This is a genomic window from Erwinia rhapontici (genome assembly GCF_020683125.1).
GTDB lineage: Bacteria > Pseudomonadota > Gammaproteobacteria > Enterobacterales > Enterobacteriaceae > Erwinia > Erwinia rhapontici.
In genome coordinates, this window is the sequence record NZ_CP085627.1 from 24,428 (window position 1) to 50,101 (window position 25,674).

Consider the following 25,674-nt stretch of genomic DNA (forward strand, 5'->3'; position numbering starts at 1 on the left):
CAGCATTCTAGCGGAACATCTGGCTGTCGCGCAATAAATGTTCATTGCCTTTGCGCTGAGTGAAGCCACAGTGGTCGAAAAACTCGAGGATCTGCACCGCCAGTTTCCGGCCTGTGCCCAGCTGATCGCGGAAGTCTCCGGCGCGGGTGCCCAGGCCTGTTTCAGCACGCTGAAAGATAAGACCAGCAAAGCGGGTCAGCTGCGTATGACTGTAGTACCGATCGTTAACGATAGCGGTAATGGCACCGCTCTGCGCCGCTTTACGCAGCGTCTGGCGCATCAGCTCCTCATCGCAGCCCAGCTGCGCCGCCAGGTCGCGCACCCACCATGCCTCGCTGCCGAACAGGGGTTCTGCCTGTTGCCAGATCGCAGCCTCCCGGTCATCAAAACGGATACGGAAATCGGGCAGGTGCAGCCAGCCACGATTGTTAATCATCTGCTTCGCAGCGATCAACTGGTCCGTCAGTGCAAGCACCAGCTCCGCGGGTTGACCAGGGAATGCCAGACGTCGCAGGCGATCGCGGCCAATACCCGGACGGTCGCCGTGTTGCTGATGATAATTTTCCAGCGTGCTGAGCAGCTCTGACTGCCACTCTCGCTGGGTTTGCCTCAGCAGCAGATAATCGGCGGCCTGCATAAACGTCGCGCTATTGAGTGAGGCAGTGATGGCCTCTCCGTTACGCTGAAAAAACCAGTGGAGTGCATCCATGCGCCAGGGATGGGGCTGTAACAGCCGTTCCAGCCGTTGTTCAAGACTGGTGGCTTTTTCCAACTGATGCAGCCAGTCGAGGAACGCGGGCTGGCGTTTTCCTCGCTTCGGCGGGGCCAGCAGCACGATTCTCGCCCCGGCCAGCGTCTGGCGCGCACTGATATCCCGCAGGATTAACCGGTCATCACCGGCCAGCCACAGCGGGTTGTCAAACAGCAACTCGGCAAAACGATCGTCCAGAAGCGAGATGCGGCCAGTGGTATGGCTGGCTGCATGATGAATATGCAGTGACTGACCCTGATGCAGCGGTTGATGGGATTGAAGGCTGACGATCGCCCGCCCGCAGGGCCGTTCGGGAGCGGTGGTCAGCAGCCAGTCGCCGCGACTGACTTCCGCTTTTTCCACCCCACCGCTGAGATTCAGCGCGATGCGTTGCCCTGCGTGGGCCTGTTCCACGGGTTGATTCTGGGCATGCAGATTGCGCACCCGCACCCGTTTATTCATGCCGGTCAGCCACAGGGAATCACCGATGCGCACGTCACCGGACAACGCAGTGCCCGTTACCACCACGCCTGCCCCTTTAACGTTAAACACCCGGTCAATTGCCAGACGGAAGGCCTGATCCTGCCACAGAGGGCGCTCGGGCAGCTGGCGCAGATGGTGGCTCAGTTCAGCAATGCCCTCCCCGTTGACTGTGCTGGTGGTAAACAGGGTGACGCTTTCCCAGCCAAGTTGCCGGGTTAGCTGGCGGATCTGCTGATCGACGGCCTTACGCTGTGCGGGTTCCACGCTGTCGCTTTTGGTCACGGCGACGGTCAGCGCAGGCTGGCCACTCAGTTGCAGGATCGCCAGATGTTCACGGGTTTGCGGCATGATGCCATCATCGGCGGCGACGACCAGCAGAGCGTGATCGATACCGCCGATACCACTCAACATATTACTGAGGAATTTTTCATGGCCGGGAACGTCAATAAAGCCGATTGTCTGCCCGTCGGGCTGAGGCCAGTATGCGTAGCCTAGATCGATGCTCATGCCGCGGGATTTTTCTTCCGGCAGGCGATCGGCATTCACACCTGTAATGGCTTGAAGCAGTGATGTTTTTCCATGATCAACATGGCCAGCCGTGGCAATAATCATGACGTCATCATCCTGATAAAGAGCGCGTCATCTTCCAGTGTTCGAAGATCGAACCACAGACGACCACTGTGAATACGCCCGATGATGGGGACGTCACCGGTGCGGAGCCTGTCTGCCAGTGCCTGCAGTGTGCTGCCGCTGCCGTTCGTCGGAGTGAGCGTCAGCGCCACGGACGGCAGCCGTTCAACCGGCAGCGAACCGCTGCCAATTTGTGACAGGCAGTCAGCTATTTCTACGAGGAACAGCCCCGTCAGTGCGGTCTGAAGTACAGGTAAAAGCCGCTGCGCCTGATGGGCGATCTCGGACTGTGTGCGGGTCAGCAGCCGCAGCGTTGGCAGCTGCTGTGCCAGTTTCTCCGTGTGCAGATAGAGCTGTAATGTGGCTTCCAGCGCTGCCAGGGTCATTTTGTCTACCCGCAGTGCGCGCTTCAGCGGGTGCTGTTGCAGACGGGCAATCAGCGCTTTTTTGCCGATGATAATGCCTGCCTGTGGGCCGCCGAGCAGCTTATCGCCGGAGAAACTGATCAGACTGACGCCTGCGGCAATCATCTGCTGCGGCATCGGTTCCGGCGGCAGCCCATACTGTGTCAGGTCAATCAGCGAACCACTGCCGAGATCGCTGATGACCGGCAGATTGTATTCGTTGCCCAGCGCCACCAGTTCGGCCTCACTGACCGCTTTGGTAAAGCCCTGCACCTGATAGTTGCTGGTATGCACCTTCATCAGCAGCGCGGTATCGCTGTTCAGCGCTTCGCGATAATCCTTCAGATGGGTGCGGTTGGTGGTGCCGACTTCGCGCAGCCGGCAACCTGCCTGAGTCATCACATCGGGAATGCGGAACGCGCCGCCAATTTCGACCAGTTCACCGCGTGATACCACCACGTCCTGACCCGGTGCCAGGGCTGCCAGCATCAACAGTACGGCTGCGGCATTGTTATTCACAATGCAGGCGTCTTCTGCCCCTGTTAGCTGGCAGAGCAGGTCGGCCAGCGCGCGATCGCGGTGGCCGCGTCCGGCATCATCCAGCGCGTACTCCAGCGTTACCGCCGATCGCATTACGCGGGTCACCGCGTCAACGGCCGGCTCGGCCAGCAACGCTCGCCCGAGGTTGGTATGCAACAGCGTACCGCTGAGATTCAGCACCGATTTCAGCCCGCTGCTGCCTGTTTGCTCCAGCCGCTGGCTGGCGTGTTGTGCCCAGTTGTGGCACCAGTCAGGAAGCTGCTGGTGTTGCTGAATATGCTGGCGGGCCTGCTGCTGTAACTCACGCAGCAGGGTGACCAGCTGGCGGTGTCCCCAGCGATCGCTGAGCACCTGAAATTCAGCCTGACGTAACAGGCTGTCAATAGAGGGAAGCTGGCTGAACAATATTTTCATCGGCAGGCTCAGGTTGCTGGCGGCTCCGTACGGGCAAAGCTGTCGCGCTGAAACAGGGTAGTGGCAAGCTTGACCAGCGAAGGTCGGTTCACATTCCATCCCGGTGCCACGCGGCGGAAATTCAGGTAACCGAGCGTACAGGCGGTAGCGATATCGGCCAGCGAGATCTGTGAACCGTTCAGCCATTTACCTTCCACTGCGGCCGCTTCCAGCGCATCCAGCCCGCGCTGAATTTTATCGCGCTGGCGCAGCATTTCGCTGGTGGACTGCTGGTCCGGATCTTTCTGCTGTTCGCGCACGATCAACAGCGCGGCATCACAGACGCCATCGGCGAGCGCTTCCAGCTGGCGGACCGCAAGCTGGGCGCGCGGATCGACGGGCAAAAAGGCCGGGTCGAGATGCAGCAGTTCCAGGTAAGCGGCGATAATCGACGAGTTGTACCACACGTCATCATCATCACTGACCAGCGCCGGGACTTTCCCCAGCGGAGTATAGTCTTTGACATGGCTGCCTTCGTGCCACGGAGACTCATTGACGAACTCAAAGGTGATGCCCTTTTCCAGCAGCATCACGGAGATTTTGCGCACATACGGACTGGTGTAATTGCCGATCAGCTTCATAGCCTACTCTCCAGGGAATAAAAAGGGGTTCAGACTGCTGCGGGCAAAGCCCTCCTGCTCCATACGTGCATCGAGGATCAGCGACGCCAGATCGTCTGCGACCGGCTCAACCGCCGGGTCTTTATCCTGATACAGCATCTTCAGGTAGGTGCCGCAGTCGCCGCAGCTTTCGGCTTTAATCGCTGACGTTTCACTGTCCAGCGACCAGTAATGCAGATCGCCCGTTTGTTCGCAGTTACTGCATTTGGCGCGCATGACATACCACTCGCTTTCACACAGATTGCAGTGCAGGTAACGCAGGCCGTCCTGGGGGCTGCCCATATGAATCACGCTGGAAACCGGCACGCTGGCGCAGACCGGGCAAAACTGACGTTGTTCACCCGCTTCTGCCCGTGCTTTTCCTGGGATCAGTGCCGCCATCTGTGCCCAGTACAATGACAGCGCAGCCCAGATAAACGGGGATTTATCGCTGCTGACCTGGGCGAACTCGTTGGCGAACAGCGCACTGGCCATGGCTTCCAGTTCGGAGACGGAGGCTTTTTCCAGGTTTTCCAGCACGGAGAGTGCCTGGCCGGTCATCTCCGGCTTCAGCTCGGCGATCAACGAATGCAACAGCCGTTGCCAGTGCGCGTCGCGCGGCAGGGTGCTGATATCCAGCGGCGGTTTGCCCAGACGAGCGCTCTCTTCCAGGCACCCTCGTAGATCCATCTGTAGCGGATGGTCATACAGGACGATCTCCTGCGCGGTGGCGATCACCGCCGCAAAGCGCAGGTAGTCACCTAGAGGATTTTTCTCCGCCAGCTGGCGCAAACGCGTAGCTCGGCGGCTGTAGAGTTGCTTTAGCCGGGGGAAAAGGAGCGGCGGAATGGTCTCCGCCGTCATCAGATCGCTTTTCTCCAGCGAGTCCTGCGGGATAATGCGAATGGTCATCAGGGGCCTTTTTCCTGTTGTTTTTGCCGGTGTTGCTGCTCTTGCTCGCTACGATACCAGCGCGGGTGGTGTTTTTTGGCCCAGCGGGTGGTGACCCAGCCTTCGACCATCGCGGTTATCGTGCCTTTTACCCACAGGGCGGCATAGACATGCACCATAATCACCGCAATCAGCACCACCGCCGCAACAGAATGCACCACCAGTGCGGCACGGATCAGCGGAATACTGAAAGCAGGGGCAAAGTAAGGCCGCCAGATAACAATGCCGCTGGCAAGCAGCAGTATTAAGCTGACGATAGCAGCCCAGAATACGCACTTCTGTCCGAAATTATAGCGCCCGGTATCACCCACTTCCTTGTTTTGCACAATTTTATGGATGTTTTTCATCCAAATCATGTCCTGCCTGTCGAACAGGTTGTGCCGCCAGTAACGGAAAAACATCCGCAGGAAGGTGATAAACATCACGGTGCCCACAAAGGGATGCAGGATGCGCGCCAGTTGCGGCGTGCCGAAGATGTTCATCAGCCAGTTAAAGGAGGGAAAGAAAAAACCCAACCCGCTCACTGCCGCGAGAAGAAAACAGAATGCCATCAACCAGTGATTAAGCCGTTCTGGTGCGCTGTAGCGCTGAATACGCTGACGTGGTTTCATGGATTTTCCTCCTCATCCTCTTCTTCGGCCCGGTTTGGTCCCACCCCGACATAGTGAAACACGGCTGCCGCAAACGTGGCGGCAAAGCCCAGTGCGGCCAGCGGTTTCCACACGCCTTTCCAGAAGGTGACCGCCGGGCTGATAGCCGGAGCCTGCGGTAACCCGTGATAGAGCGTGGGCCGATCCGCATGATGCAGCACATACATCACATGGGTGCCGCCGACGCCCGCCGGATCGTACAGACCGGCGTTGGCAAAACCGCGTGTGTTAAGTTCGCTAACGCGTTCTGCCGCCAGTGTTTTCATCGCCTCTTTACTGCCGAAGTGAATGGCGCCAGTGGGACAGGTTTTCACGCAGGCCGGTTCCTGGCCCACGTTGACCCGGTCGACGCACAGCGTACATTTATACGCCCGATTATCCTGCGGGTTGATGCGCGGCACGTTGAACGGGCAGCCAGCAATGCAGTAACCGCAACCGATGCACTGCTCAGACTGGAAGTCGACGATGCCGTTAGCGTACTGAATGATTGCCCCTTCCGACGGACAGGCTTTCAGGCAGCCCGGGTCCGCGCAGTGCATGCATCCATCTTTACGGATCAGCCACTCCAGCCGACCGTTCTCCTCCACTTCGGAAAAACGCATCACCGTCCAGGATTGGGCGCTCAGATCGGCGGGGTTGTCATACACCCCGACGTTACTGCCGACCCCATCGCGCAGGTCGTTCCATTCGGAACAGGCCACCTGGCAGGCTTTGCAGCCAATGCAGGTGGTGACGTCAATCAGCTTGGCCACCTCCTGCTGGTGGTCACGCGCCTGCGGGGGAGGCGTCAGGTCGTTCGTTGCCGAACGGCGAATGATATCCTGTGATTGATAAGCCATCGTTTACACCTTCTCCACATTGACCAGGAACGCCTTGAACTCTGGCGTTTGCGTATTGGCATCACCGACAAACGGCGTCAGGGTATTGGCGAGGAAGCCTTTCTTTGCCACGCCCAAAAAGCCCCAGTGAATCGGAATACCGATGGTATCGACCTGTTTACCGTCAATGGTCAGGGTGCGCAGGCGTTTGGTGACCACCGCTTTGGCTTTGAGGTAGCCGCGCTGCGAACTGACTTTGACCCGATCTCCGTGCCGTATGCCCAGCTTGCCTGCCAGCGTTTCGCCGATTTCGATAAATTGCTCCGGCTGCGCGATGGCGTTAAGCCGCGCATGTTTCGTCCAGTAATGGAAATGCTCGGTGAGACGGTAGGTGGTGCCGACATACGGGAACTGCATGGCCTTGCCCATATTGTTGAGATCGCCCGGGAACACGCGGGCCGCCGGGTTGGAGACGACCGCCGGATGCAGCGGGTTGGTGCCAATCGGTGTTTCAAACGGCTCGTAGTGCTCCGGGAACGGCCCTTCCGCCATTTTATCCAGCGCAAACAGTCGTCCCATTCCCTCCGGCTGCATGATAAATGGCCCGGTATCGCTGCCCGGTGGTGCAGTGCTGTAATCGGCAATGTCCTGCCCGACCCACTTAGCGCCGTCCCAGTGCAGCAGCTGGCGTTTCGGGTCCCAGGGTTTGCCCTGCGGATCGGCAGATGCACGGTTGTAAAGGATGCGGCGATTAAGCGGCCATGCCCAGCTCCAGGCGGGGGTATTGCCCAACCCGGAAGGGTCACTGTTATCGCGGCGTGCCATCTGGTTACCTTCCGGCGTCCAGCTTCCGGCGAAGATCCAACAGCCGCTGGCGGTACTTCCGTCGCTGCGTAGCTGGGCAAAGCTACTAAGCTGCTGACCTTTTTTCACCAGCACATTGCCTTTGTCGTCCAGCAGGTCGTTCAGTGCTCGGCCATTGCTTTCCTGCGCCACTTCCTCCGACGCCGGGGAATCAGGGGTCTGATAGTCCCAGCTCATGTTGAGGACGGCCTCAGGCAGCGCGCCCCCTTCTTCTGCGTAAAGCTGGCGCAGGCGTAGATAGATTCCCGCGAGGATCTCACCGTCGTTGCGCGCTTCTCCCGGCCCGTCTGCCCCTTTCCAGTGCCACTGTAACCAGCGCGCCGAGTTCACAATCGACCCGTTCTCTTCGGCAAAGCAGGTGGACGGCAGGCGGAACACTTCCGTGCCAATCTCCGCGGGATCGGTGTGGTTAAACTCGCCGTGATTTTCCCAGAAGCTGGCGGTTTCGGTGGTGAGCGGATCGATGGTCACCAGGAACTTCAGTTTTGCCAGTGACGATGCCACCTTCTGTTTATGCGGGAAGGACGCCAGCGGGTTAAAGCCCTGACAGATATAGCCGTTAACCTCGCCGCGATGCATCATCTCGAAATACTGCAACACGTCGTAGCCCTTATCCCACTTCGGCAGCCAGTCAAACCCCCACTGATTTTCTTGCTGGGCCTTATCGCCGTAGAACGCTTTCATCATGCTGATAAAGAACTTCGGATAGTTGCTCCAGTAGTTGACCTGGCCGGGCAGCAGCGCTTTTGGCGTGTTGGCGGCAAGGTAATGATCCAGATCGGGCTGTTTGTCTGAAGGCAGCGTCATATAGCCGGGCAGGCTCTGGGAAAGCAGGCCGAGATCGGTCAGTCCCTGAATATTGGAGTGGCCGCGTAGGGCGTTAATGCCGCCGCCTGCCATTCCCATGTTGCCCAGCAGCAGCTGGATCATCGCCATCGTGCGGATGTTTTGTGCACCGACGGAGTGCTGCGTCCAGCCCAGTGCATACAGGAACGTGGCGGTGCGGTCCGCCGCGCTGGTGGCGGCCAGTAGTTCACAGATGTGCAGGAAGTCTTTCTGCGGAGTACCGCATATGTTTTCCACTACTTTCGGTGTATAGCGGCTGACGTGGGTTTTCAGCAGGTTCCAGACGCAGCGCGGATGGGTCAGCGTTGTATCACGCTGCGCAAAGCCCTGCTCATCCAGCGCATAGTGCCAGCTGGTTTTGTCATAGCTGCGGGTTTCCGGGTCATAGCCGCTGAACAGGCCGTCGTCGAAGCTGAAATCATCGCGCACGATGAGGCTGGCGTTGGTGTACGCCGCAACATATTGATGTTGGATGGTATCGTGTTCGATCAGATAGTGCAGCACCCCCGACAGGAAGGTAATGTCGGTGCCGGAACGAATAGGCGTATAGAAATCAGCCACCGATGCCGTACGCGTAAAGCGCGGATCGATAACGATCAGTTTGGCGTTGTTATGGATTTTGGCTTCCATCGCCCAGCGGAATCCTACCGGATGCGCTTCAGCGGCATTGCCACCCATAACAATAATCAGATTCGCATTGCGGATGTCGACCCAGTGATTGGTCATCGCACCGCGACCGAACGTTGGAGCAAGACTTGCTACCGTAGGTCCGTGTCACACGCGCGCCTGGTTGTCGACGGCAAGCATGCCGAGCGAACGGGTCATTTTCTGGGTTAAATAACCGGTTTCATTGCTGGAGGCCGAAGCGCACAGCATGCCAGTACTGAGCCAGCGGTTGACGGTGACGCCGTCTTTATTGCGGGTGATGAAATTGGCATCGCGGTCATCTTTCATCAGCCTGGCGATACGGCTAAAGGCATCATCCCAGCTGATACGCTGCCATTTATCGGAACCGGCAGCGCGATATTCCGGGTATTGCAGGCGGCTTTCACTCTGAATAAAGTCGAGTAATCCGGCACCTTTCGGGCACAACGCACCACGACTGACCGGATGGTCCGGGTCACCTTCTATATGGAAAATACGCTCTTTCACGTTTTTCGCACCGTCACCCATGCTGTACATCAGCAGGCCACAGCCCACCGAGCAGTAGGTACAGGTATTACGGGTTTCACGGGAACGCAACAATTTGTACTGGCGGCTTTCTGCCAGCGCGGCGGTCGGCGTAAAGCCGAGGACGGCGGCAGTCGTGCCTGCCATTCCTCCCGCACAAATTTTAAAAAATCGTCTTCTGCTGACTTTCATGGCGTCATTCCTGGTTCGACATTGGTCATTAATTTTGCTGCACCCGGGTGAGTGGTTCACAATAAGCGCAGGTGGTTTTTTAGCGTGTACAGTGTGAAATAATACCACAATATTGTTGTGGTTTATGAGCGGAGTGGATTTCAGTGAGCGAAGAACAGCACAAAAAAGAGGGATGTTTGCCACCAGACTCAGGCATACGTCAGATTTCGGTCTGGCAGCGCGATGCGCTACAGCAGGCGCAGCCGGACTGGCTGGCAGAAGAGGTGCCCGTTGCACTGGTCTACAACGGCATCTCGCATGTGGTGATGATGGCGACGCCGAAAGATCTCGCGGCATTTGCCGTTGGTTTTTCCCTGTCAGAGGGCATTATTGCCTCCCCGGCCGATATTTTTGGTATTGACGTCGTGCCGGTTTGTCAGGGGATTGAAGTGCAGGTTGAACTGTCCAGCCGCCGCTTTGCTGCCTTAAAAGAGCAGCGACGGGCGATGGCCGGGCGCACCGGTTGTGGTGTCTGCGGCGTGGAGCAACTGGCCGAGATCGGCAAGCCAGTACAGCCGCTGCCGTTTACGCAAAATTTTGATTTTCAATACCTTGATCATGCACTGCGTCAGCTAAAGGATTTTCAACCGGTCGGCCAGCTGACGGGTTGTACCCACGCTGCGGCCTGGGTGACACCCACGGGAGAACTGAGCCTCGGCTGTGAAGATGTCGGCCGTCATGTGGCACTGGATAAACTGCTGGGGATGCGCAGTAAAGTGCCTCCGGCTGCGGGCGCGGTGCTGGTGTCCAGCCGCGCCAGCTATGAAATGGTACAGAAATCCGCGATGTGCGGCGTGGAGATCCTGTTTGCCGTCTCAGCCGCGACGCAGCTGGCGGTGGAGGTGGCGCAGCGCTGTAATCTGACGCTGGTGGGCTTCAGTAAACCGGGGCGGGCAACGGTCTATACGCATCCGCAGCGGCTGGTGTAATATTGAGCAACTTGACACAACGAGGATGTGACTCATGCGACAGCCCTACCGTCTGAAAAGCATTACGCTCAGGGATATTGGTGTTTTTGAGCATACGCATTTTGATTTCCCGCCGATCGAACGTGCGGAAAAGGAAGCCGCAAAAGCGGAGATCCATATTTTTACCGGGCCGAATGGCTGCGGGAAAAGTACCATTTTGTATGCGATGGCGGCGATATTTGATGTTGCTAATGACAATGCGCTGATTTTCAAAAGATTCCGCAGCAGAACGAGCACGGTTGACTTCGATTTTTTTGATGAGTCAGGGCGCTATTGTGTCAGAAGTCAGCAGCCTGATGAGAATCTGATGAGAGGAATGAGGTCACTTAATATAGGGGGCATCAACGTCTTCCTTACAACCCGACCCACTTCTGAAAGTGTTTTTAGACTATTGCAGAAAAACTTCGATAAGTATAACCAGATGAGCGATCTGACATTTCCTTTTGCAGCATTCGCCTATTCCGGAAATCGCTCTCCTCACGGTGAATTCAACATCCAGGCGATTCAAAACATTACTGACTCGCCTTTTTACCGCGCACTATCCTTCGAGCATACGGTGCGCCCAGGGATTCTGGCACAGTGGATTGCCAATAACCGTACCAAAGCGGCACTGGCACTGGCAGAAGGTGATAGCGAGGATGTTCAACGTTACAACGCGGCTTTGCAGGCTATCAGTGATTTCATTCGGGAGATCTGTCAGCTGGAGGTGAACTTCCGCCTTAAGCGCTCTCCACTTGATGTGGTGATTGATATTGATGGTCTTGCCGTTACGTTCGATGCGTTACCCGAAGGCCTGAAGTCCATTATCCCTTGGGTAGCAGACCTGGCGCTGCGGCTGGAAGATATTCCATTCGTTGAGCAGCGCGATATTTTCTCTCAGCCCATTATTCTTTTCCTGGATGAAGTCGATATCCATCTGCATCCCAAATGGCAGCGCCGCATCCTGCCTGCGGTGCAGAAATTGCTGCCGAATGCTCAGGTCTTTGTCTCCACGCACTCGCCATTTGTCGTCGGATCCGTCGAGGATGCCTGGGTTTATCGTTTGCCCGACCCTCAGCGCACGCTATGCCGTGATCCGTCGGTCCCTGAAAAGATTATTCCGGAGGCTTCGGCAGCGGGGAAAAGCGTTCAGCTTATCCTTGAGGAAGTGTTCGACGTCAGTGAACAATTTGATGTGGAAACCGAGGGGATGCTGAGCGATTTTTATCGCGCCCGTGATGCTTATCTTAAGCATCCTGCCAACGATCGCACCCTGATGGATTTAGCCGAAAAAATCCGTGAGCGTGGGGAAGAGCTGGAACTGATTATCGAAATGGAACTGCGCCAGATCGCGCGCCGCGTTAAAGGATAGAGATCGCCAGGGATGAAAAAACTGATACGTATTGCACAGCCACCCTGCCTGGCTGCCAGATTCATGGAATGGACCGATCGTTATGTAACTGCGCGTGAACGGGATCCTGCGGCAGTGTTTAGCTGGTATTCCCGGACCTGCTATCAGGAGACGCGAGCAGCGTTACTCTCAATGACGCAGCATCATTGTGCGTTCTGCGATGGATTTGTCGGGACGGAGGGACGCGAAACGGTAGAGCATTTCCGCCCAAAGAGTGTGTACCCGCAAGAGGCTTTTCTCTGGGGAAATATCTTCCCCTGTTGTGACGTTTGCCAGAGTGCCAAGCGGGAACGTTATGATGATCTGCTGCTTAAGCCTGATGAAGACAACTACCAGTTTGAGCATTTTTTTATCTGTAATTATGGCACCGGAGAATTACAGCCTGCGCCGGAAATCAGCGCTGCGGATCAGCGTCGGGCAGATAAAACCATTGAGTTTTATGGACTGAATTTACCATTAAGGAAACAGGCCAGAGTCAGGGAACTCAAAAAATTTCTTGCCGTGGGCAATGATATGCATATTGATGAATTCCCTTACCGCTATTTCCTTGCTATCTAAGCCAGAACCACCTGCGGCAGCACCTGCTGTAAGGCGGAGAACGCAGGCAGGGTGGCCGCGCTGCTGTCGGTGACCAGCGCGCTGACCTGCTCAATGCTGGCATAATTCATGCGGCTGTTCAGGCCAAGTTTGCTGTGATCGGCCAGCAAAATCAGCCGCCCGGCTTGCCGCGCCATGGCGCGTGCAATGGCCGCTTCGTGTGGCTGAAAACTACTGGCACCGTGTTTGGCGTCCAGCCCGACCGGCGAGAGCACCGCCACGTCAGCGCGGAAGCGATAGATCTCACCCACGGTCAGTTCCCCGCGCGTCTCCTGCGCCCCGGCCAGCATATTGCCACCCAGCAGGATCACCTGATTGTTCAGCGTTTCCTGTTCTTCTGCGGCACAGAGTTTGAGAGCTGCGTTCAGGCTGTTGGTGATAATGGTCAGCCCGGACATTGAGCGCAACTCTTCGGCCAGCATGGTCGTGGTGCTTCCGGCATCCAGAAACACGGTCTGACCGGGTTGCAACAGCTGTGCGGCCGCGCGTGCGATAGCGCGTTTCTCTTTCGCCATCACGGAACTGCGTACTGTCAGCGGTGGTTCCGGTGTGGCATTCAGCGCCACCAGGCCGCCGTGGACCCGTTTCGCCAGCCCCTGCGCTTCCAGTTCAATAATGTCCCGGCGGGCAGTTTCACGCGAAACCCCCAGCTCTTTAATGATCCGTTCGGTACTCACCTGGTTGAGGGTGTTCAGTAGCGCCCGGATGCGATGTAAGCGTGTTTCCTGCAGCATAGGTCTGATTTCCTGACGATAACTCACCGACATAGCCTAACCGACAATGCTTCGCTCTGCATGTGTATTTTATTGCATTTGTGTATTTTGTTGCATTTGACGTAAAAGTTGCCATGATAAAGGTCAGACACTGCTGACTGCCTGTCACCAGGCAAATCTCAATTTTGCAACGGGAGTGATTATGGCCACACGTTCAACCATCATGGATACCAACAGTTTCCGCGCCGAGCATGCCGACGGCCTGGATGCGGATGTGCGTAAGCTGACCGACAAGCGCAGCAAGGTGCTGGGTGAGTCTTACCGCCTGTTTTACCGTAAGCCGGTGCATCTGGTCCGCGGGAAAGGGCAGTATCTGTGGGATGCCGCCGGGGATAAATACCTGGATGTGTACAACAACGTCGCCAGCATCGGCCATTGTCACCCGGCGGTGATTGATGCGGTGTATCAGCAGATGAACCAGCTGAACACCCACACTCGTTATCTGCATGAAGCCATCCTGGACTACTCCGAGCAGCTGCTGGCGACGGCACCTGTGGAAATCGACCGCGCCATGTATATGTGCACTGGCTCCGAGGCCAATGACCTGGCGATTCGCGTGGCGCGTGCTTACAGCGGCGGCACCGGGATTATCGTCACTCAGGAGTCTTATCATGGAACCAGCGACCTCACTTCCGGTGTTTCTCCGGCGCTCGGCAGCGGTCAGCCGCTGGCCGCAACGACCCGTCTGGTGCTGCCGCCGGATCGCTACCGTGTGGATGCCCCGGACCTCGGTGCCTGGTTTGCCGGCGAAATTCAAAAACAGATCGATGATATGGCGGCGCACGGCATTAAATTTGCCGGTTTCCTCGCGGATTCCATCTTCTCTTCCGACGGCGTGCTGCCGGGGCCAAAAGGCTTCCTGAAGCAGGCGATAGACGTGGTGCACAAAAACGGCGGCATCTTTATTGCTGATGAAGTGCAGCCCGGTTTTGCCCGTACCGGTGAGGCATTCTGGGGCTTTGCCCGTCACGATGTGGTGCCCGATGTGATCACCACCGGCAAGCCGATGGGTAATGGGATCCCGGTGTCTGGCCTGTTGGCGAAAAGCGATGTGCTGGCCGCGTTCAGCGATGAGATACCTTATTTCAATACCTTTGGTGGCAACCCGGTGGCGATGGCAGCGGCGCAGGCAGTGCTGAAAGTGATCAAAGAAGAAGGATTGCAGGAGCACAGTCGCGTGGTGGGGGCGAAACTGCTGGCGGAGCTCTCCACGTTGAAGGATAAGTATGAGTGCGTGGGAGATGTGCGCGGTGCGGGTCTGTTTATCGGCTTTGAGCTGGTGAAAGACAAAGCCAGCAAAACGCCGGATAAACAGTTGGCGTTGGATGTCACCGAGATGTTGCGTGAGAACCACGTGCTCACTTCAGTGGCAGGACCGTATGGGAACGTTCTGAAATTACGCCCGCCGTTGGCGTTCCAGGAAAGCGATATCGACTGGCTGGTAGGTGCGCTGGATAAATCACTGGCGGCACTGGGGCGTTAACCCCGGGTCGGGCATGCCCGACCCCTACGGGGGTTGCCGGGTGAACGGGTCGGGTCTGCCCGACCCCTACGGGGGTTGCCGGGTGAATGGGTCGGGTCTGCCCGACCCCTACGGGGGTTGCCGGGTGAACGGGTCGGGTCTGCCTGACTCCTGCGGGGGTTGCCGGGTGAATGGGTCGGGTCTGCCTGACTCCTGCGGGGGTTGCCGGGTGAACGGGTCGGGCTCTACGGGGTAACCGGGATCGGCGTAGGGTTGTGGCACGCCGGACCCCGCTATGTTGCCCGTAGGGGCGAGGCATGCCTCGCCCTGGCTGACGAAACAATCGCTTAGATCATTTGGTTGTAACACGACAGGTAAAAGATATAACCACGCTGTCCCGCCTGCTGTCATCTATACCCTTATCAACATCGGGGCATTGATATCCCTTTTCCCGATCATTTATTTAACTATAATGATCCGACTGCTTACGCGGTGCTGAACAGCGAGCGCCGCCCATAATCTGAATGGAGACGATGAACATGAGTTATTCACTGCCATCCCTGCCTTATGCGTATGACGCACTGGAACCGCATTTTGACAAGCAGACCATGGAAATTCACCACACTAAGCATCACCAGGCTTATGTGAACAACGCGAATGCCGCGCTGGAAGGGACTGAGTTTGCTAATCTGCCCGTTGAAGAGCTGATTGCTAAACTGGATCAACTGCCTGCGGACAAAAAAGGCCCACTGCGTAACAACGCTGGCGGCCACGCTAACCACAGCTTCTTCTGGAAAGGTCTGAAAACCGGCACCTCTCTGGGCGGCGACCTGAAAGCAGCCATCGAGAAAGATTTCGGCAGCGTTGACGCGTTCAAAGCAGAATTCGAAAAAGCGGCAACCACCCGTTTCGGTTCTGGCTGGGCGTGGCTGGTCAAAAAAGGCGACAAGCTGGCCGTCGTTTCTACGGCTAACCAGGACAGTCCTCTGATGGGCGAAGCCATTTCTGGCGCATCCGGTACGCCGATCATCGGTCTGGATGTGTGGGAACACGCCTACTACCTGAAATATCAGAACAAACGTCCTGACTACATCAAGGCGTTCTGGGACGTGGTTAACTGGGACGTAGCAGCAGAGAACTTCAAAGCGGCTTAATCTCCTCAGTTATCGATGATCCTAACCGGCGACCTGTTCGCCGGTTTTTTTATCTCTGACTTCTGGCCGCGTCCACTTTGGTGCAGCATAACAACAATGCATCTGGTAAATATTCCCCGTTTTTCCACTGGTTATCAGCGCCATGCCAGCGCTTACCCCTGTAGTGTCTGGACATCTGGATGGCTAATAACATTTTGTGTTAGCTTATGCCCTTTCAATCGTTGCCTGCCGTGACAATCCATTAAAAAATGCGGCGCACCCCTTAATTTATTGAGCTTGAGAAAACACGCCCATGACCGCGATAAATCGCCTTGAAATGCGCCAGATCTCCATCGCTTTTGGCGGTTTTTCGGCGCTTAAATCCGTCGACATCACTCTGGAAGGGCACTCCATTCATGCGCTGACCGGAGCCAACGGTGCCGGAAAATCTACGCTGATGGCGGTGCTCTCGGGCGCATACGATCACTACAGTGGTGAGATTTTGCTGGATGGTCAGCCCGTCTCTATCCGTTCTCCACGTGATGCAAAACAGCTGGGTATCCACCTGGTCCAACAGGAAGTGGATGTGGCATTGGTCGCCGGCCTGAGTGTGGCGGAAAACATCATGCTCGACCGTCTGGCTGAAGGTGGCCAGCTTTATCGCTGGGGCGAGATGCGCCGTCAGGCGCGGGCACTGCTGGCGCGGTTAGATGTGCAGATTGACGTGAAGCGCCAGGTGGAACAGTGCACGCTGGCGGAAAAACAGCAGATCCTGCTGGCACGTGCGCTGTCACATCACTGCCGTTTTCTGGTGCTGGATGAGCCAACCGCCCCTCTCGACCAAAACGAAAGTGAAAAGCTGTTCGCCGTGGTTCGCCAGCTGCAAAGCCAGGGTATTGGCGTAGTGTTTATCTCCCACCGTATTCACGAACTGAATGCCATCTGCGATCGACTGACGGTTCTGCGTGACGGTGAACTGATTGAAAGCGGCCCGATGCAGGGATTAAGTGGTGAGCAAATTGTTGAGAAGATGCTGGGTCATCAGCTCAATGATATTTATCCGCCATCGCGTCCGCCGTTCAGTGAGGAAACCCTGCTGCACATTACCGGGTTGCATGATGAACACCTGTTAAAAGATATCAGCCTGACGCTGAAAAAAGGCGAGATCCTCGGTATCGCCGGGCTGGCTGGCGCAGGAAAAACGGAGCTTTGTAAGGCGCTGTTTGGTGCCAGTAAAAGCCGGGTTCAGCATGGCGAACTGCACGGTAAGCCGTGGAAACCCTCGTCCCCACATGCAGCGGTAGATAACCGCATGGCGCTGATCCCGGAAGAACGCCGCAAAGAGGGCATCTTTATTGAAGAATCGGTAGTGATGAACCTCAGTGTGACGGCGGATAATAGCTTTTCACGCTGGAGCCTGTTTGGTCACCGCCAGGCGTGGCGCTGGGCAGAAGACGTCATCGTCAAACTGGGCATCCGCACCACCGGGCCAAAGCAGACGCTGCGTCGCTTGTCCGGGGGAAATCAGCAAAAGGTGGCTATTGGCAAATGGCTGCGTAATAACGCTGATGTACTGATTTTTGATGAACCGACCAAAGGCGTGGATATTAAGGCCAAAACCGACCTGTTCGAGCTGATCGACGGGCTGGCCCGCCAGGGAAAAGGGGTGATTTACGCCTCGGGCGAATTTTCGGAACTGGTTGGCCTGTGCGACCGCATCTGCGTACTGTGGGACGGGCGCATTGTGGCGGAAATGGCGGCAAATGACGTCGATGAAGAAACACTTTTACTTTATTCCACCGGAGGAACGCCTGCGTGAGCAGCAAAGAAATTTCCCTGAAGGCGGCACCGTCCGTCCGGCACCAGCTATTTGATTTTCTCTATAAGTGGGGAATGTTGCTGACAGTAGTGGCGCTGATCGCGGGCTTTGGTCTGGCCTCAGACAGCTTCCTGGAACCGACCAATATCATCAATATCCTGCGTTCAATTGCTATTGTTACGGTGATTGCCATTGGCGTATCGATTTCGCTGACTATCGGCGGTTTCGATCTGTCCGTGGGGTCGACCGCTTCGTTGGCGAACTCGCTGGTGATCTCCCTGTTTGTCTGGTACGGATTCGGCCCGACGCAGGCGATTGCCCTGACGCTACTGCTCTGTACCCTGGTCGGTCTGTTTAATGCTTTTATGATCGTGGTGCTGAAAATCCCTGACATGCTGGCCACGCTTGCCAGCCTGTTTGTGGTGCAGGGTGTGGCGATGACCTACAGTTTCGGTGGTTCGATTACCGAGAACATGGTGCTGCCAAGCGGCGATATGGCCGAAGGCACGATCCCGGCAGTGTTCTCATTGCTGGGCCAGGTGCCGATTATTGTGATTGTGATGCTGGCGGTGACGGTGGTGGCACAACTGCTGCTGTCGTTGACTAAACATGGTCGCCGTATGTACGCCATTGGCGGTAACCCGGAAGCCGCCAGGTTGTCGGGTATCCGTACCACGCGCTATCGCGTGCTGGCCTATGTTATTTCGGCATTGCTTGCGGGGCTTGGCGGTATTTTGCTGGCTTCGCGTATTGGTTCCTCGCAGGTGAACGCCGGTGGCGGGTATCTGATGGATGCGGTGGCAGCGGCCTGGATTGGTCTGTCGCTGGCGGGTGCTGGAAAACCCAACGCGCTGGGTACGCTGCTCGGCGCAGTGATCCTCGGTGTATTACAAAATGGTCTGGTGATGCTGTCCGTGCCTTATTACGCGATGGACATCATTAAAGGCCTGGTGCTGGCGGTTGCGCTGGCCATTACCTACGTACAGCGCCGTCAGGCGTAATCTTTTCAGACAGGGTAAAATAATAATGAAAAAAATCACGACATCGCTGCTGGCTCTGAGCCTGCTGACTGCATTGCCTGCCATCGCTGCAGATATCCCCGTTCCGGCGGCCATCGCCAACCACGAAGGGCCGGTGCGTATTGCGGTGATCCGCAACCTCGGATCTGACGATAACACCACCCAGTTTGTTGCCGGTGCCATTCAGGAAGGCCGTAAGCTGGGCTTTAAAGTCAGCACCTTCCTCAGCAACGGTGACGACGCGCGCTTCCAGGACTTTGTGAATCAGGCTATCAGCCAGAAATATGACGGGATTATCCTGTCTCACGGCAAAGATCCGTACTCTACCGCGCTGGTTAAACGCATCACCGATGCTGGAATCAAAGTCTCTGTGTTTGATACCCCAGTTAACCAGCCGATCGATGGCGTAACCGTGACTGCGCAGGACGATGCCTCTCTGGCACAGCTCTCCCTCGATCAGCTGGTAAAAGATACCAACGGGAAAGCTAACATCGTCAAGCTTTGGGTCGCAGGTTTCCCGGCAATGGAACGTCGTCAGGTTGTTTATGAGAAAGTGCTGAAAGCCAACCCGGGCATTCATCAGCTGGAGTCCATTGGTGCGGTGTCTTCCGATGTGCAGGGGGATACGGCCAACAAGATTGGTGCCATCCTGGCGAAGTACCCTAAGGGTAAGATTGACGCGATTTGGGGCTCGTGGGATGCCTTTGCCCAGGGGGCGTATAAAGCCTTGCAGGAAAATGGTCGCACCGAGATCAAGCTGTACAGCATCGATGTGTCGAACCAGGATCTGCAACTGATGCATGAGAAGAACAGCCCATGGAAACAGACAGTGGCTGTCGACAGCAAGCTGATTGGTGCAACGAATATGCGCCTGGTGGCGAACAAGATTGGCGGTGAAACTACGCCGGCAACGTATCAGTTCACGGCATCAGCGATCTCTCAGCAACAGCTGGCTACCCAGACCGGAGCGGTCAATGTGGCTAACCTGAATAAAATCATCCCAGGCTGGGGCACATCAACCGATTTCGTGGCACCGTGGTTCGCTACCCTGGAAGCGAAATACGCGCAGAAGTAATTCTCTTCGTTGTTGAATAAAATTAACGGCTTATCTGCGTGAGTGGGTAAGCCTTTTTTTATGCCTTCTTACTGTGCAATACAGACATACAGCGGGGTGTTGGTATCTGAGATCAGCAGTGCGTTATCACTGAACTGGGACAGTTTCACAATGGACAAGTGGCTTTGCAGGATGGCATGAAAGAAAACATCCTCCGGCGCGGTATCAATATCTCTGACATGGCTGCTCGCATAGTTCAGCTCCAGAATGTGGTTTTCCGGATGATAGAGGTAGTCCATCATCAGCGTTCTGCTGAGGGTAAAGTGGCCTTGTTCAGTGAGCAAGTGGCCCGAAAACTCCAAGGCCAGCCGCTTTTCACCCAACGTGGTCAGGCTGATACTCCCCTTCATCGCAACCGTGGAAGTGGGTCTGACAAGATCAAAATTCACGTTCCCTTTGCATGAAATACTCAGTTGGGGTTTATCTAGATCAGCCTTTTTCCAGGAGAAACTGATGAAGTAAATGACCATTAAAACAATGATAGCTCCGCTGGTTAAAATAATATTTCTCATGGTTTTTTTATAGTGGCTGAAAGGTAACTCTCACAATATGTGAGCCTGTTTTTTCTGTTCTGATGACACTGAGCAAGAAAAATAGCGCTCTGTTCGTACTCTTTCTTTGGAAAGAAATTGCTAAACCTAAAGTAGATGGTGCTTTTGCTTTTTCTACAGTCGATCTTATTTTTATTGATCAATAACTCTAATATCTTTAGTTTTTCTACTCTGTTTTTGTTTTTATCCCCTGCCAAATCCAGGATCTGACAGGTTCCTATTTTGATAAAATCCGCTTTTCCTGAATTGAATGAGTAACGAATTAAGATAAGAGAAATAAAAACAAGACTGATGACGATCGCTGAAACTAAACGCATTTTCTTAATTTTAGGTTTTAACGCACACTTGTTAGACTCAGACACAATAGAAGGTGAAATCTCATTCGGGTTTGTCATTTTTGTAATGGAGTCATTATCAGAATGATGATCAGACCTGGTGAATGTCGTCTCTGCATCCATGCGAAACCCTTTCTTGGGTATAGTAATAATGATGTTTTCAGTCATTCCAAGCTGTGAAAATGTCTTTCTCAGCAGGCTGATATGGTTGCTTAAATTACTCCCTGAAGGTCTAAGGCCATGTTCTTCCCATACTAAACGAAGTAACTCTTCACGTGTCATTGTTTTACCACAATGCGTAATGAGTTCAGTCAAAAGTCTTGAACCAGGCCTGGAAAGTTGTATGGTTGAATTATCATTATCGATAAGTTTAAGTAATCCATTTATTGAGTCAAAATGGATGATCTGATTAATAAAATAGTCCATTTTTTACTTTTTAAGTATATTCCATTATTTACTCTTTGATTATCTTAATCCTAAGCAGGGATGTCAATGTTTACCCCGTAAGCACAGGGTGGTGTTCTGCTAAGTGCCGACATTTACTTTTTATTATTAATACAATATTAAGATTAATTGTTACAGGTGATTGATTTAATGGTTTTACCAAAAAGAGGCTAAACTAGTTTTTTGTTCTTTAAATTTGCGTTTTGTGGTTTTTAATTTTGGCTATATTTAATAATTGATATTAAGTTTTGTTTAATGTGGTTGCGTATTATCATGGCTTCGTTGTGAATTTACAGGGTCTAGTTTTATCACATATTTACTCGGCAGGAGCCGGTTATATCATAAGGAGCAAAAACATGAGTGAATCAATGGCTAAAACCATTCAAAGACGAGCATCAGTTGATAAGGTAATAACTGCACTGCATGATTTCTTTGAAGAGAAAGATTCTACCAGTTCGTCCGTTGTCTTTGCCAGCACAAGAGATGTTGCTGATCGGTCTGAATTGAGCATTTATAATGCCAGGCATATTTTAATAAAACTCGAGAGAGAAGGTGTAATCACCTCAACCAGGAAAGAAAATAGCAAGAGCTTGTACTGGAATAAAACAGATTCTTTCAAGGTGTGATTTTTTATTATGGTGCATCCACTCTCTCAGTGGATGCACTTTTTTTAATCCCATTATCGTGCAAGATGTCAATTTCTCCCCACGCCAACGTATGATTGAACTCCTGCATGTCATGGATACATATCAGCAATTCTTAGGTCATAAATTATCGTGGCATTTGGCGGGATTTTAGGTGGATAACCTTTATCCTTATATGCCAGTTCTGGCGGTACGACGATGGTAATTGAACCATGATTTTTTAATTTCTGTAATGCTTCACGGAAGATCGGTGGGAAGTCAGCTATCGGCTGAGTTAGCATAGTATTGCTAGAATCCATATCGGTGACGACAACGCCATTTGTCAGGCTTTCCTTCACGACGACATCAAGAGTGGCATTCTTTGGTATTGGTGCATCACCTGCATAACTGATGTTATACCAAAATCCGGACGGTGATTTTTTCGTTTTTTTCATTTTAGTGAAATTATTTAAATACTTCTTAGTGGTTTCATCTAAATGAGTGACTAACTTTTCCTGATCGTTTTTCTCCCGGTTGCTGACTTCCAATAAAGTATCTCGTAGTACATCAGTAGACAATTTTGCCTGCCCCTTAAAGGCATCAACGATTCCGGCCAGCACAAGATTTTTCTCTGTTGCCGTACCCCAGTTGTTATTGTCTTGCTGCATTTGCAAAATCTCATCTCCAAGAGACATGCCAATAGCGTAGCCTTCACGAGCACTTTTTTTCTTCAGCTGTTCTGGCGTGATACCCGGCAGTTGACTGGTGGTTTTCACCTCTACTTTCTGGCTTTTTACTGAAGCCAGTTCGGCCAATGCTGCCTCTAACCTGGCCTGAAGTTCCGGGAGTTTCTTATCGTTGTCCTGATGACCTTCTTTTGGCGACGTTCCTTCGGGTGCCGTACCGGTAGCGGCGACAACAGGATCTGGTTGCTGTAACTGCACCAGGTCCATCTTCGATTGTAGTGATTTCGCTATGAGCTGGCTCTCGGTTAACTGTGCTTGTAGCTTATCTTTATCGCCTTGCAGCGCCGTTTTCAATTGCTGTGCCTCGGAAAGCTGCTGCTGCAACGCCTGCTGTTGCTTCACGCTGTCGGCAAGCTGGCCTTCGGCGGGGCTGCCCTGGGCAATCTGGTCCAGAAGCTGCTGTTTTTCTTTATCAAACGCCTGTTTATCCGCGGTATTTTCAGCCGCTAATTGCTGCTCTTTGGCGGCGATGCCGTCGCGCTCAGCGGTGATCTTCTCAATATCCTGGCGGCTGGAAGAGAGGTGCGCCTCCAGCTCGGTTATCTTGGCGTTGTGCTGTTCAATTTGCTGCTGCAGTGCCTGCTGCTCTTTTATGCTCGCGGCAAGCTGGGCTTCGGCCGGGCTGCCCTGGGCGATCTGGTCCAGAAGCTGCTGTTTTTCTTTATCAAACGCCTGTTTATCCGCGGTATTTTCAGCTGCTAATTGCTGCTCTTTAGCGGCGATGCCGTCGCGCTCAGCGGTGATCTTCTCAATATCCTGGCGGCTGGAAGAGAGGTGTGCTTCCAGCTCGGTTATCTTGGCGTTGTACTGTTCAATTTGCTGTTTTAATCCCTCTTCATGCGCGCTGACGATGCGATCCTTACCATCGTTAATCGCTTTAAGCTGGCTGCGCAGGGCGGCTTCAGCAAGCTGAACCTCTTTAAGCTGATCTTTTGCTTGCGCTAATTTTGTCACCAGCGAGTTTTGCGTTGGATGGAGGCTGAAAACCTGGCGTAAATCCTTCACCAGATCCAGCATCGCTTCCTTATCGGCAGGGATTAAATGAGGGGGTTCATTGGCTGTATCAGGGGCGGGTGCTGTTTTTTTAAGGGCAACAATCTGCTTTTCAAGCGCGTTTATTGCTCCATTTTTTTGAGCGATTTGCCGGGTTTTATCCTCAATATCTCGTCGTAAGGCGGCCATTTGGCCGCGATCTACGGAAGGTGCTGTCGACGTCGGCTTTTGCTTAGGTTTGACCGTTTTTCCTGGTTCCCTGGCCAAAGATGGAGGCTCAGGTACTCTGGGCGGTGGCTGCTGTTGCTCCTGCAGATAGGAGGTAGCAAAGTTCAAAACGGCCGGCGCTTCGTGTTCTGCTGCGTACAATTTACTTATACCCAGGCATGCCACCACCAGGGCAGCGGCACCTGACAAAGCAAAGGGAATAGTATATTTACCGATCATGGACGTGCTTCACCTTTGCTGGTTAGGCTATCCATCAGTGTTTGTGCAATGTGAGCACAAAGCTGATTTGCGCGATAGTGATAAAGTGAGTCCACAGTTTCCTGAGTATTCTCATCAACGCTTTTTCGCAGGCCAGTGTATTGAGCTGCGCTGTTCATCAGGTTGTCGAATGCATTTTGCATTCTAATGTATTCTGATGGGCTGACGACTTTCAGCGCCTGAAGCTGAGCCTGGCACTTTTTCAGATTCTCATTTTGTTTAATGTATTTTGCAGTGTGTGCGGATTGCGCTGATGCAGCACGCATTTTCTGCGATGTTGTCTGGCAGCCAGAAAGAGAGAAAATAAACAATACGGCGAACATATTGATAATAAATTTCAATGAAGTATTACGAATTGCCATCATAAAAATAACTCTAATTGAATAACTTTACGGATGATGATTCATCACGATAGGGTATCGGGATATCGCATTTTTGCGCTGCATCACATCCTGCCAGGATTAATGAAATTGGTCGCCAGTACGAATGGATTCACACCAGCCTTCCTGAATTAACCAGTAGTTCAGTTCAGCAGGGCGAATCATATTGAGTTTGCACATAATATTCCGTTTATGTGCGCTGACGGTTTTTTCGCTGATATGGAGGAAGCGTGCCACGCCACCATTACTGATGCCGCGTGCCAGATAGCGGAGAATCTCGGTTTCACGTCTTGTCAGATTCGTCTCCGTACGGCTAACCACTGAACACGGTTGAACAAAGGCACTACGCACGCTATTGAGCTGCTCCAGTTGTTCATTGATCACCGATAACATGCTCTCAACGGACTGGTTGCGATAGAGGGGGGTGTAATGGCTAATGTTGTGCGCTATCCCCTCGGGCTGCTCGTCAGCACTATCGCTATTTTTGATAATGAATATACAAAGCGGTCGTATCGACATCCGGCGATTTAAATAATGGATATTGGCGATGGAAAGTGATTCTTCCGCCAGGAAGATCATTTTCGCCCTGCTGTTAAAAGCACAATCGGTAAAATCAGTGTGAATGTTACGGAGGGAAAAGTTTTCAGCAAGACAATTCGTTAACCCTCTAATATAAAAGCGATTTGGGTCACGGATGACAATGGTGATGTGATTCTTTCGCATGATTAATACCTGAAGTTGTCCCTAACCGGAGACGTCTTATCAACGTCTTGCAAACGTCTCTCCGTGCATTCTTAATAGTACGCTTGCGGTATATTATATTGAATAAATTATCTGAGCGGTATCAAACTTCATTGAAAATTCCTATTGCGATATTTAATTCTGTTATATGTTTTAATTCGAGCCTATGAATCGCAAGAGTAATTTAATGGGTTTTTTTCGACATTTAATATCGGGGTGATATTTTTTTCGGGGATGGGAAAATCATTGGGATAATATCGGAGCGTAAAAAAACAGGGTGCCAGGACCCTGTTTTTTTATCGATGGCACGGCTTTTAAAAGGCAGTTTTTGCGAAACCCGTCATCTCTTTCAGACCCATTTCACGGCCCAGTGCGGTCGTCGGATGTACCACAACAATGCCACGAACGCTTTTCTTCAGCGCCCCCATATTCGCCTGCTCTTTCTTGGTGATGGGGCGGCTAAACGGTAGTTTTTGCAACGCCTGGGCTTCTTTGCTCAGGTTTTCGGCACGCACACCGCGCAGACGCTCGATTTCTGCTTCTAATTTGTCTTTTTCTTTCAATAATTCACCGAGTTTCTCGCTGTCGCCAGACGCCAGCAGAACGGGTTCTTTATGATTGAGCGCATCCAGCTTGTCGCTGAGATCTTTGATTTCTGACTGTACTTGTTCTTTCATAACGATTGACCATTAAATTGATTCATTGCTGCA

At 53.5% G+C, this 25,674-nt stretch carries 23 protein-coding genes; 9 read left to right on the forward strand and 14 right to left on the reverse strand.

Going from position 1 to position 25,674, the window contains the following annotated elements:
- Positions 1 to 7 precede the first annotated feature (7 nt).
- The 7 genes from selB to fdnG are packed head-to-tail and all read right to left on the reverse strand — an operon-like array spanning position 8 to position 9,351.
- A complete protein-coding gene (gene selB / locus LJN55_RS00115; RefSeq protein WP_227535415.1) occupies positions 8 to 1,846 on the reverse strand; it encodes a selenocysteine-specific translation elongation factor in 1,839 nt (612 codons plus the stop codon).
- The gene (gene selA / locus LJN55_RS00120) at positions 1,843 to 3,234 is read right to left on the reverse strand and encodes an L-seryl-tRNA(Sec) selenium transferase (protein WP_227536432.1); all 1,392 of its coding nucleotides are present in this window, start codon (positions 3,232 to 3,234) and stop codon (positions 1,843 to 1,845) included. Before selA ends, selB begins: the two co-directional genes overlap by 4 nt.
- Positions 3,231 to 3,842, reverse strand: coding sequence for a glutathione S-transferase (locus LJN55_RS00125; protein ID WP_133844765.1), 612 nt, complete (start codon positions 3,840 to 3,842; stop codon positions 3,231 to 3,233). Before LJN55_RS00125 ends, selA begins: the two co-directional genes overlap by 4 nt.
- Positions 3,843 to 3,845: 3 nt before the next feature.
- Positions 3,846 to 4,772: a formate dehydrogenase accessory protein FdhE gene (gene fdhE / locus LJN55_RS00130; RefSeq protein WP_227535416.1), complete on the reverse strand. Its 927-nt coding sequence runs from the start codon at positions 4,770 to 4,772 to the stop codon at positions 3,846 to 3,848.
- On the reverse strand, positions 4,772 to 5,422 hold the full coding sequence (gene fdoI / locus LJN55_RS00135) for a formate dehydrogenase cytochrome b556 subunit (protein WP_159338265.1): 651 nt from the start codon (positions 5,420 to 5,422) through the stop codon (positions 4,772 to 4,774). The genes fdhE and fdoI overlap by 1 nt, the downstream gene beginning before the upstream one ends.
- Positions 5,419 to 6,300, reverse strand: a complete 882-nt coding sequence (gene fdxH, locus LJN55_RS00140; RefSeq protein WP_227535417.1) for a formate dehydrogenase subunit beta — start codon at positions 6,298 to 6,300, stop codon at positions 5,419 to 5,421. Before fdxH ends, fdoI begins: the two co-directional genes overlap by 4 nt.
- Before the next feature lie 3 nt (positions 6,301 to 6,303).
- Positions 6,304 to 9,351, reverse strand: a complete 3,048-nt coding sequence (fdnG, locus tag LJN55_RS00145; RefSeq protein WP_166653737.1) for a formate dehydrogenase-N subunit alpha — start codon at positions 9,349 to 9,351, stop codon at positions 6,304 to 6,306.
- 143 nt (positions 9,352 to 9,494) lie between these two features.
- Here fdnG and fdhD point away from each other — a divergent pair, with 143 nt between their 5' ends.
- Genes fdhD through LJN55_RS00160 form a run of 3 tightly spaced genes read left to right on the forward strand, consistent with a single transcriptional unit; the run spans position 9,495 to position 12,306 of the window.
- Positions 9,495 to 10,319 carry a formate dehydrogenase accessory sulfurtransferase FdhD gene (fdhD, locus tag LJN55_RS00150; RefSeq protein WP_320443511.1) on the forward strand — a complete coding sequence of 275 codons (825 nt, stop codon included), beginning with the start codon at positions 9,495 to 9,497 and terminating at the stop codon, positions 10,317 to 10,319.
- Between the two features lie 34 nt (positions 10,320 to 10,353).
- Positions 10,354 to 11,709 (forward strand): AAA family ATPase, encoded by a 1,356-nt coding sequence (locus LJN55_RS00155; RefSeq protein ID WP_227535418.1) that lies wholly within the window; start codon positions 10,354 to 10,356, stop codon positions 11,707 to 11,709.
- A 12-nt stretch (positions 11,710 to 11,721) separates the two neighbouring features.
- A complete protein-coding gene (locus tag LJN55_RS00160) occupies positions 11,722 to 12,306 on the forward strand; it encodes an HNH endonuclease family protein (protein WP_227535419.1) in 585 nt (194 codons plus the stop codon).
- On the opposite strand, the gene LJN55_RS00165 is transcribed toward LJN55_RS00160, so the two are convergent.
- Positions 12,303 to 13,079 carry a DeoR/GlpR family DNA-binding transcription regulator gene (locus LJN55_RS00165; RefSeq protein WP_133844750.1) on the reverse strand — a complete coding sequence of 259 codons (777 nt, stop codon included), beginning with the start codon at positions 13,077 to 13,079 and terminating at the stop codon, positions 12,303 to 12,305. The two genes, LJN55_RS00160 and LJN55_RS00165, sit on opposite strands and share 4 nt — an antisense overlap.
- A 181-nt stretch (positions 13,080 to 13,260) precedes the next feature.
- Between LJN55_RS00165 and LJN55_RS00170 the strand changes: the two genes are divergently transcribed.
- From LJN55_RS00170 to LJN55_RS00190, 5 genes are all read left to right on the forward strand, one after another.
- Positions 13,261 to 14,601 (forward strand): aspartate aminotransferase family protein, encoded by a 1,341-nt coding sequence (locus LJN55_RS00170; protein WP_133844748.1) that lies wholly within the window; start codon positions 13,261 to 13,263, stop codon positions 14,599 to 14,601.
- A 518-nt stretch (positions 14,602 to 15,119) separates the two neighbouring features.
- The gene (gene sodA / locus LJN55_RS00175) at positions 15,120 to 15,734 is read left to right on the forward strand and encodes a superoxide dismutase [Mn] (RefSeq protein WP_133844746.1); all 615 of its coding nucleotides are present in this window, start codon (positions 15,120 to 15,122) and stop codon (positions 15,732 to 15,734) included.
- Between the two features lie 292 nt (positions 15,735 to 16,026).
- Positions 16,027 to 17,532, forward strand: coding sequence for a sugar ABC transporter ATP-binding protein (locus LJN55_RS00180; protein WP_212815751.1), 1,506 nt, complete (start codon positions 16,027 to 16,029; stop codon positions 17,530 to 17,532).
- Entirely contained in the window at positions 17,529 to 18,533 is a 1,005-nt protein-coding gene (locus tag LJN55_RS00185) for an ABC transporter permease (RefSeq protein WP_133844742.1), read from the forward strand. The genes LJN55_RS00180 and LJN55_RS00185 overlap by 4 nt, the downstream gene beginning before the upstream one ends.
- Before the next feature lie 25 nt (positions 18,534 to 18,558).
- Positions 18,559 to 19,626 (forward strand): sugar ABC transporter substrate-binding protein, encoded by a 1,068-nt coding sequence (locus LJN55_RS00190; RefSeq protein WP_171149535.1) that lies wholly within the window; start codon positions 18,559 to 18,561, stop codon positions 19,624 to 19,626.
- Positions 19,627 to 19,694: 68 nt separating this feature from the next.
- Here the strand turns inward: LJN55_RS00190 and LJN55_RS00195 are convergent, their stop codons facing one another.
- Together LJN55_RS00195 and LJN55_RS00200 are read right to left on the reverse strand one after the other, a co-directional pair.
- Positions 19,695 to 20,177 (reverse strand): hypothetical protein, encoded by a 483-nt coding sequence (locus LJN55_RS00195; protein WP_133844738.1) that lies wholly within the window; start codon positions 20,175 to 20,177, stop codon positions 19,695 to 19,697.
- Positions 20,174 to 20,977, reverse strand: coding sequence for a winged helix-turn-helix domain-containing protein (locus LJN55_RS00200; RefSeq protein ID WP_227535420.1), 804 nt, complete (start codon positions 20,975 to 20,977; stop codon positions 20,174 to 20,176). Before LJN55_RS00200 ends, LJN55_RS00195 begins: the two co-directional genes overlap by 4 nt.
- Before the next feature lie 374 nt (positions 20,978 to 21,351).
- Between LJN55_RS00200 and LJN55_RS00205 the strand changes: the two genes are divergently transcribed.
- Complete coding sequence (locus LJN55_RS00205) at positions 21,352 to 21,621, forward strand: FaeA/PapI family transcriptional regulator (protein WP_133844734.1); 270 nt, start codon at positions 21,352 to 21,354, stop codon at positions 21,619 to 21,621.
- Positions 21,622 to 21,731: 110 nt separating this feature from the next.
- Here LJN55_RS00205 and LJN55_RS00210 read toward each other — a convergent pair whose 3' ends face one another.
- The 4 genes from LJN55_RS00210 to LJN55_RS00225 form a co-directional block, all read right to left on the reverse strand.
- On the reverse strand, positions 21,732 to 23,804 hold the full coding sequence (locus LJN55_RS00210) for an FKBP-type peptidyl-prolyl cis-trans isomerase N-terminal domain-containing protein (protein ID WP_167863221.1): 2,073 nt from the start codon (positions 23,802 to 23,804) through the stop codon (positions 21,732 to 21,734).
- On the reverse strand, positions 23,801 to 24,208 hold the full coding sequence (locus LJN55_RS00215; RefSeq protein WP_133844730.1) for a hypothetical protein: 408 nt from the start codon (positions 24,206 to 24,208) through the stop codon (positions 23,801 to 23,803). Before LJN55_RS00215 ends, LJN55_RS00210 begins: the two co-directional genes overlap by 4 nt.
- Before the next feature lie 96 nt (positions 24,209 to 24,304).
- Positions 24,305 to 24,946: a helix-turn-helix transcriptional regulator gene (locus LJN55_RS00220; protein ID WP_133844728.1), complete on the reverse strand. Its 642-nt coding sequence runs from the start codon at positions 24,944 to 24,946 to the stop codon at positions 24,305 to 24,307.
- A 332-nt stretch (positions 24,947 to 25,278) separates the two neighbouring features.
- On the reverse strand, positions 25,279 to 25,641 hold the full coding sequence (locus LJN55_RS00225) for a YibL family ribosome-associated protein (protein WP_133844727.1): 363 nt from the start codon (positions 25,639 to 25,641) through the stop codon (positions 25,279 to 25,281).
- Positions 25,642 to 25,674 lie beyond the last annotated feature (33 nt).

Bases quoted from the DNA above. Each gene is read 5' to 3' on its own strand.
- sodA (WP_133844746.1), top strand. From the start codon at position 15,120: ATGAGTTATTCACTGCCATCCCTGCCTTATGCGTATGACGCACTGGAA.
- LJN55_RS00180 (WP_212815751.1), top strand. From the start codon at position 16,027: ATGACCGCGATAAATCGCCTTGAAATGCGCCAGATCTCCATCGCTTTT.
- LJN55_RS00200 (WP_227535420.1), bottom strand. From the start codon at position 20,977: ATGGACTATTTTATTAATCAGATCATCCATTTTGACTCAATAAATGGA.
- LJN55_RS00205 (WP_133844734.1), top strand. From the start codon at position 21,352: ATGAGTGAATCAATGGCTAAAACCATTCAAAGACGAGCATCAGTTGAT.
- LJN55_RS00190 (WP_171149535.1), top strand. From the start codon at position 18,559: ATGAAAAAAATCACGACATCGCTGCTGGCTCTGAGCCTGCTGACTGCA.
- LJN55_RS00215 (WP_133844730.1), bottom strand. From the start codon at position 24,208: ATGATGGCAATTCGTAATACTTCATTGAAATTTATTATCAATATGTTC.
- selB (WP_227535415.1), bottom strand. From the start codon at position 1,846: ATGATTATTGCCACGGCTGGCCATGTTGATCATGGAAAAACATCACTG.
- LJN55_RS00210 (WP_167863221.1), bottom strand. From the start codon at position 23,804: ATGATCGGTAAATATACTATTCCCTTTGCTTTGTCAGGTGCCGCTGCC.
- LJN55_RS00195 (WP_133844738.1), bottom strand. From the start codon at position 20,177: ATGAGAAATATTATTTTAACCAGCGGAGCTATCATTGTTTTAATGGTC.
- LJN55_RS00225 (WP_133844727.1), bottom strand. From the start codon at position 25,641: ATGAAAGAACAAGTACAGTCAGAAATCAAAGATCTCAGCGACAAGCTG.
- LJN55_RS00125 (WP_133844765.1), bottom strand. From the start codon at position 3,842: ATGAAGCTGATCGGCAATTACACCAGTCCGTATGTGCGCAAAATCTCC.
- fdxH (WP_227535417.1), bottom strand. From the start codon at position 6,300: ATGGCTTATCAATCACAGGATATCATTCGCCGTTCGGCAACGAACGAC.
- fdoI (WP_159338265.1), bottom strand. From the start codon at position 5,422: ATGAAACCACGTCAGCGTATTCAGCGCTACAGCGCACCAGAACGGCTT.
- LJN55_RS00165 (WP_133844750.1), bottom strand. From the start codon at position 13,079: ATGCTGCAGGAAACACGCTTACATCGCATCCGGGCGCTACTGAACACC.
- LJN55_RS00155 (WP_227535418.1), top strand. From the start codon at position 10,354: ATGCGACAGCCCTACCGTCTGAAAAGCATTACGCTCAGGGATATTGGT.
- fdhE (WP_227535416.1), bottom strand. From the start codon at position 4,772: ATGACCATTCGCATTATCCCGCAGGACTCGCTGGAGAAAAGCGATCTG.
- LJN55_RS00170 (WP_133844748.1), top strand. From the start codon at position 13,261: ATGGCCACACGTTCAACCATCATGGATACCAACAGTTTCCGCGCCGAG.
- LJN55_RS00220 (WP_133844728.1), bottom strand. From the start codon at position 24,946: ATGCGAAAGAATCACATCACCATTGTCATCCGTGACCCAAATCGCTTT.
- LJN55_RS00160 (WP_227535419.1), top strand. From the start codon at position 11,722: ATGAAAAAACTGATACGTATTGCACAGCCACCCTGCCTGGCTGCCAGA.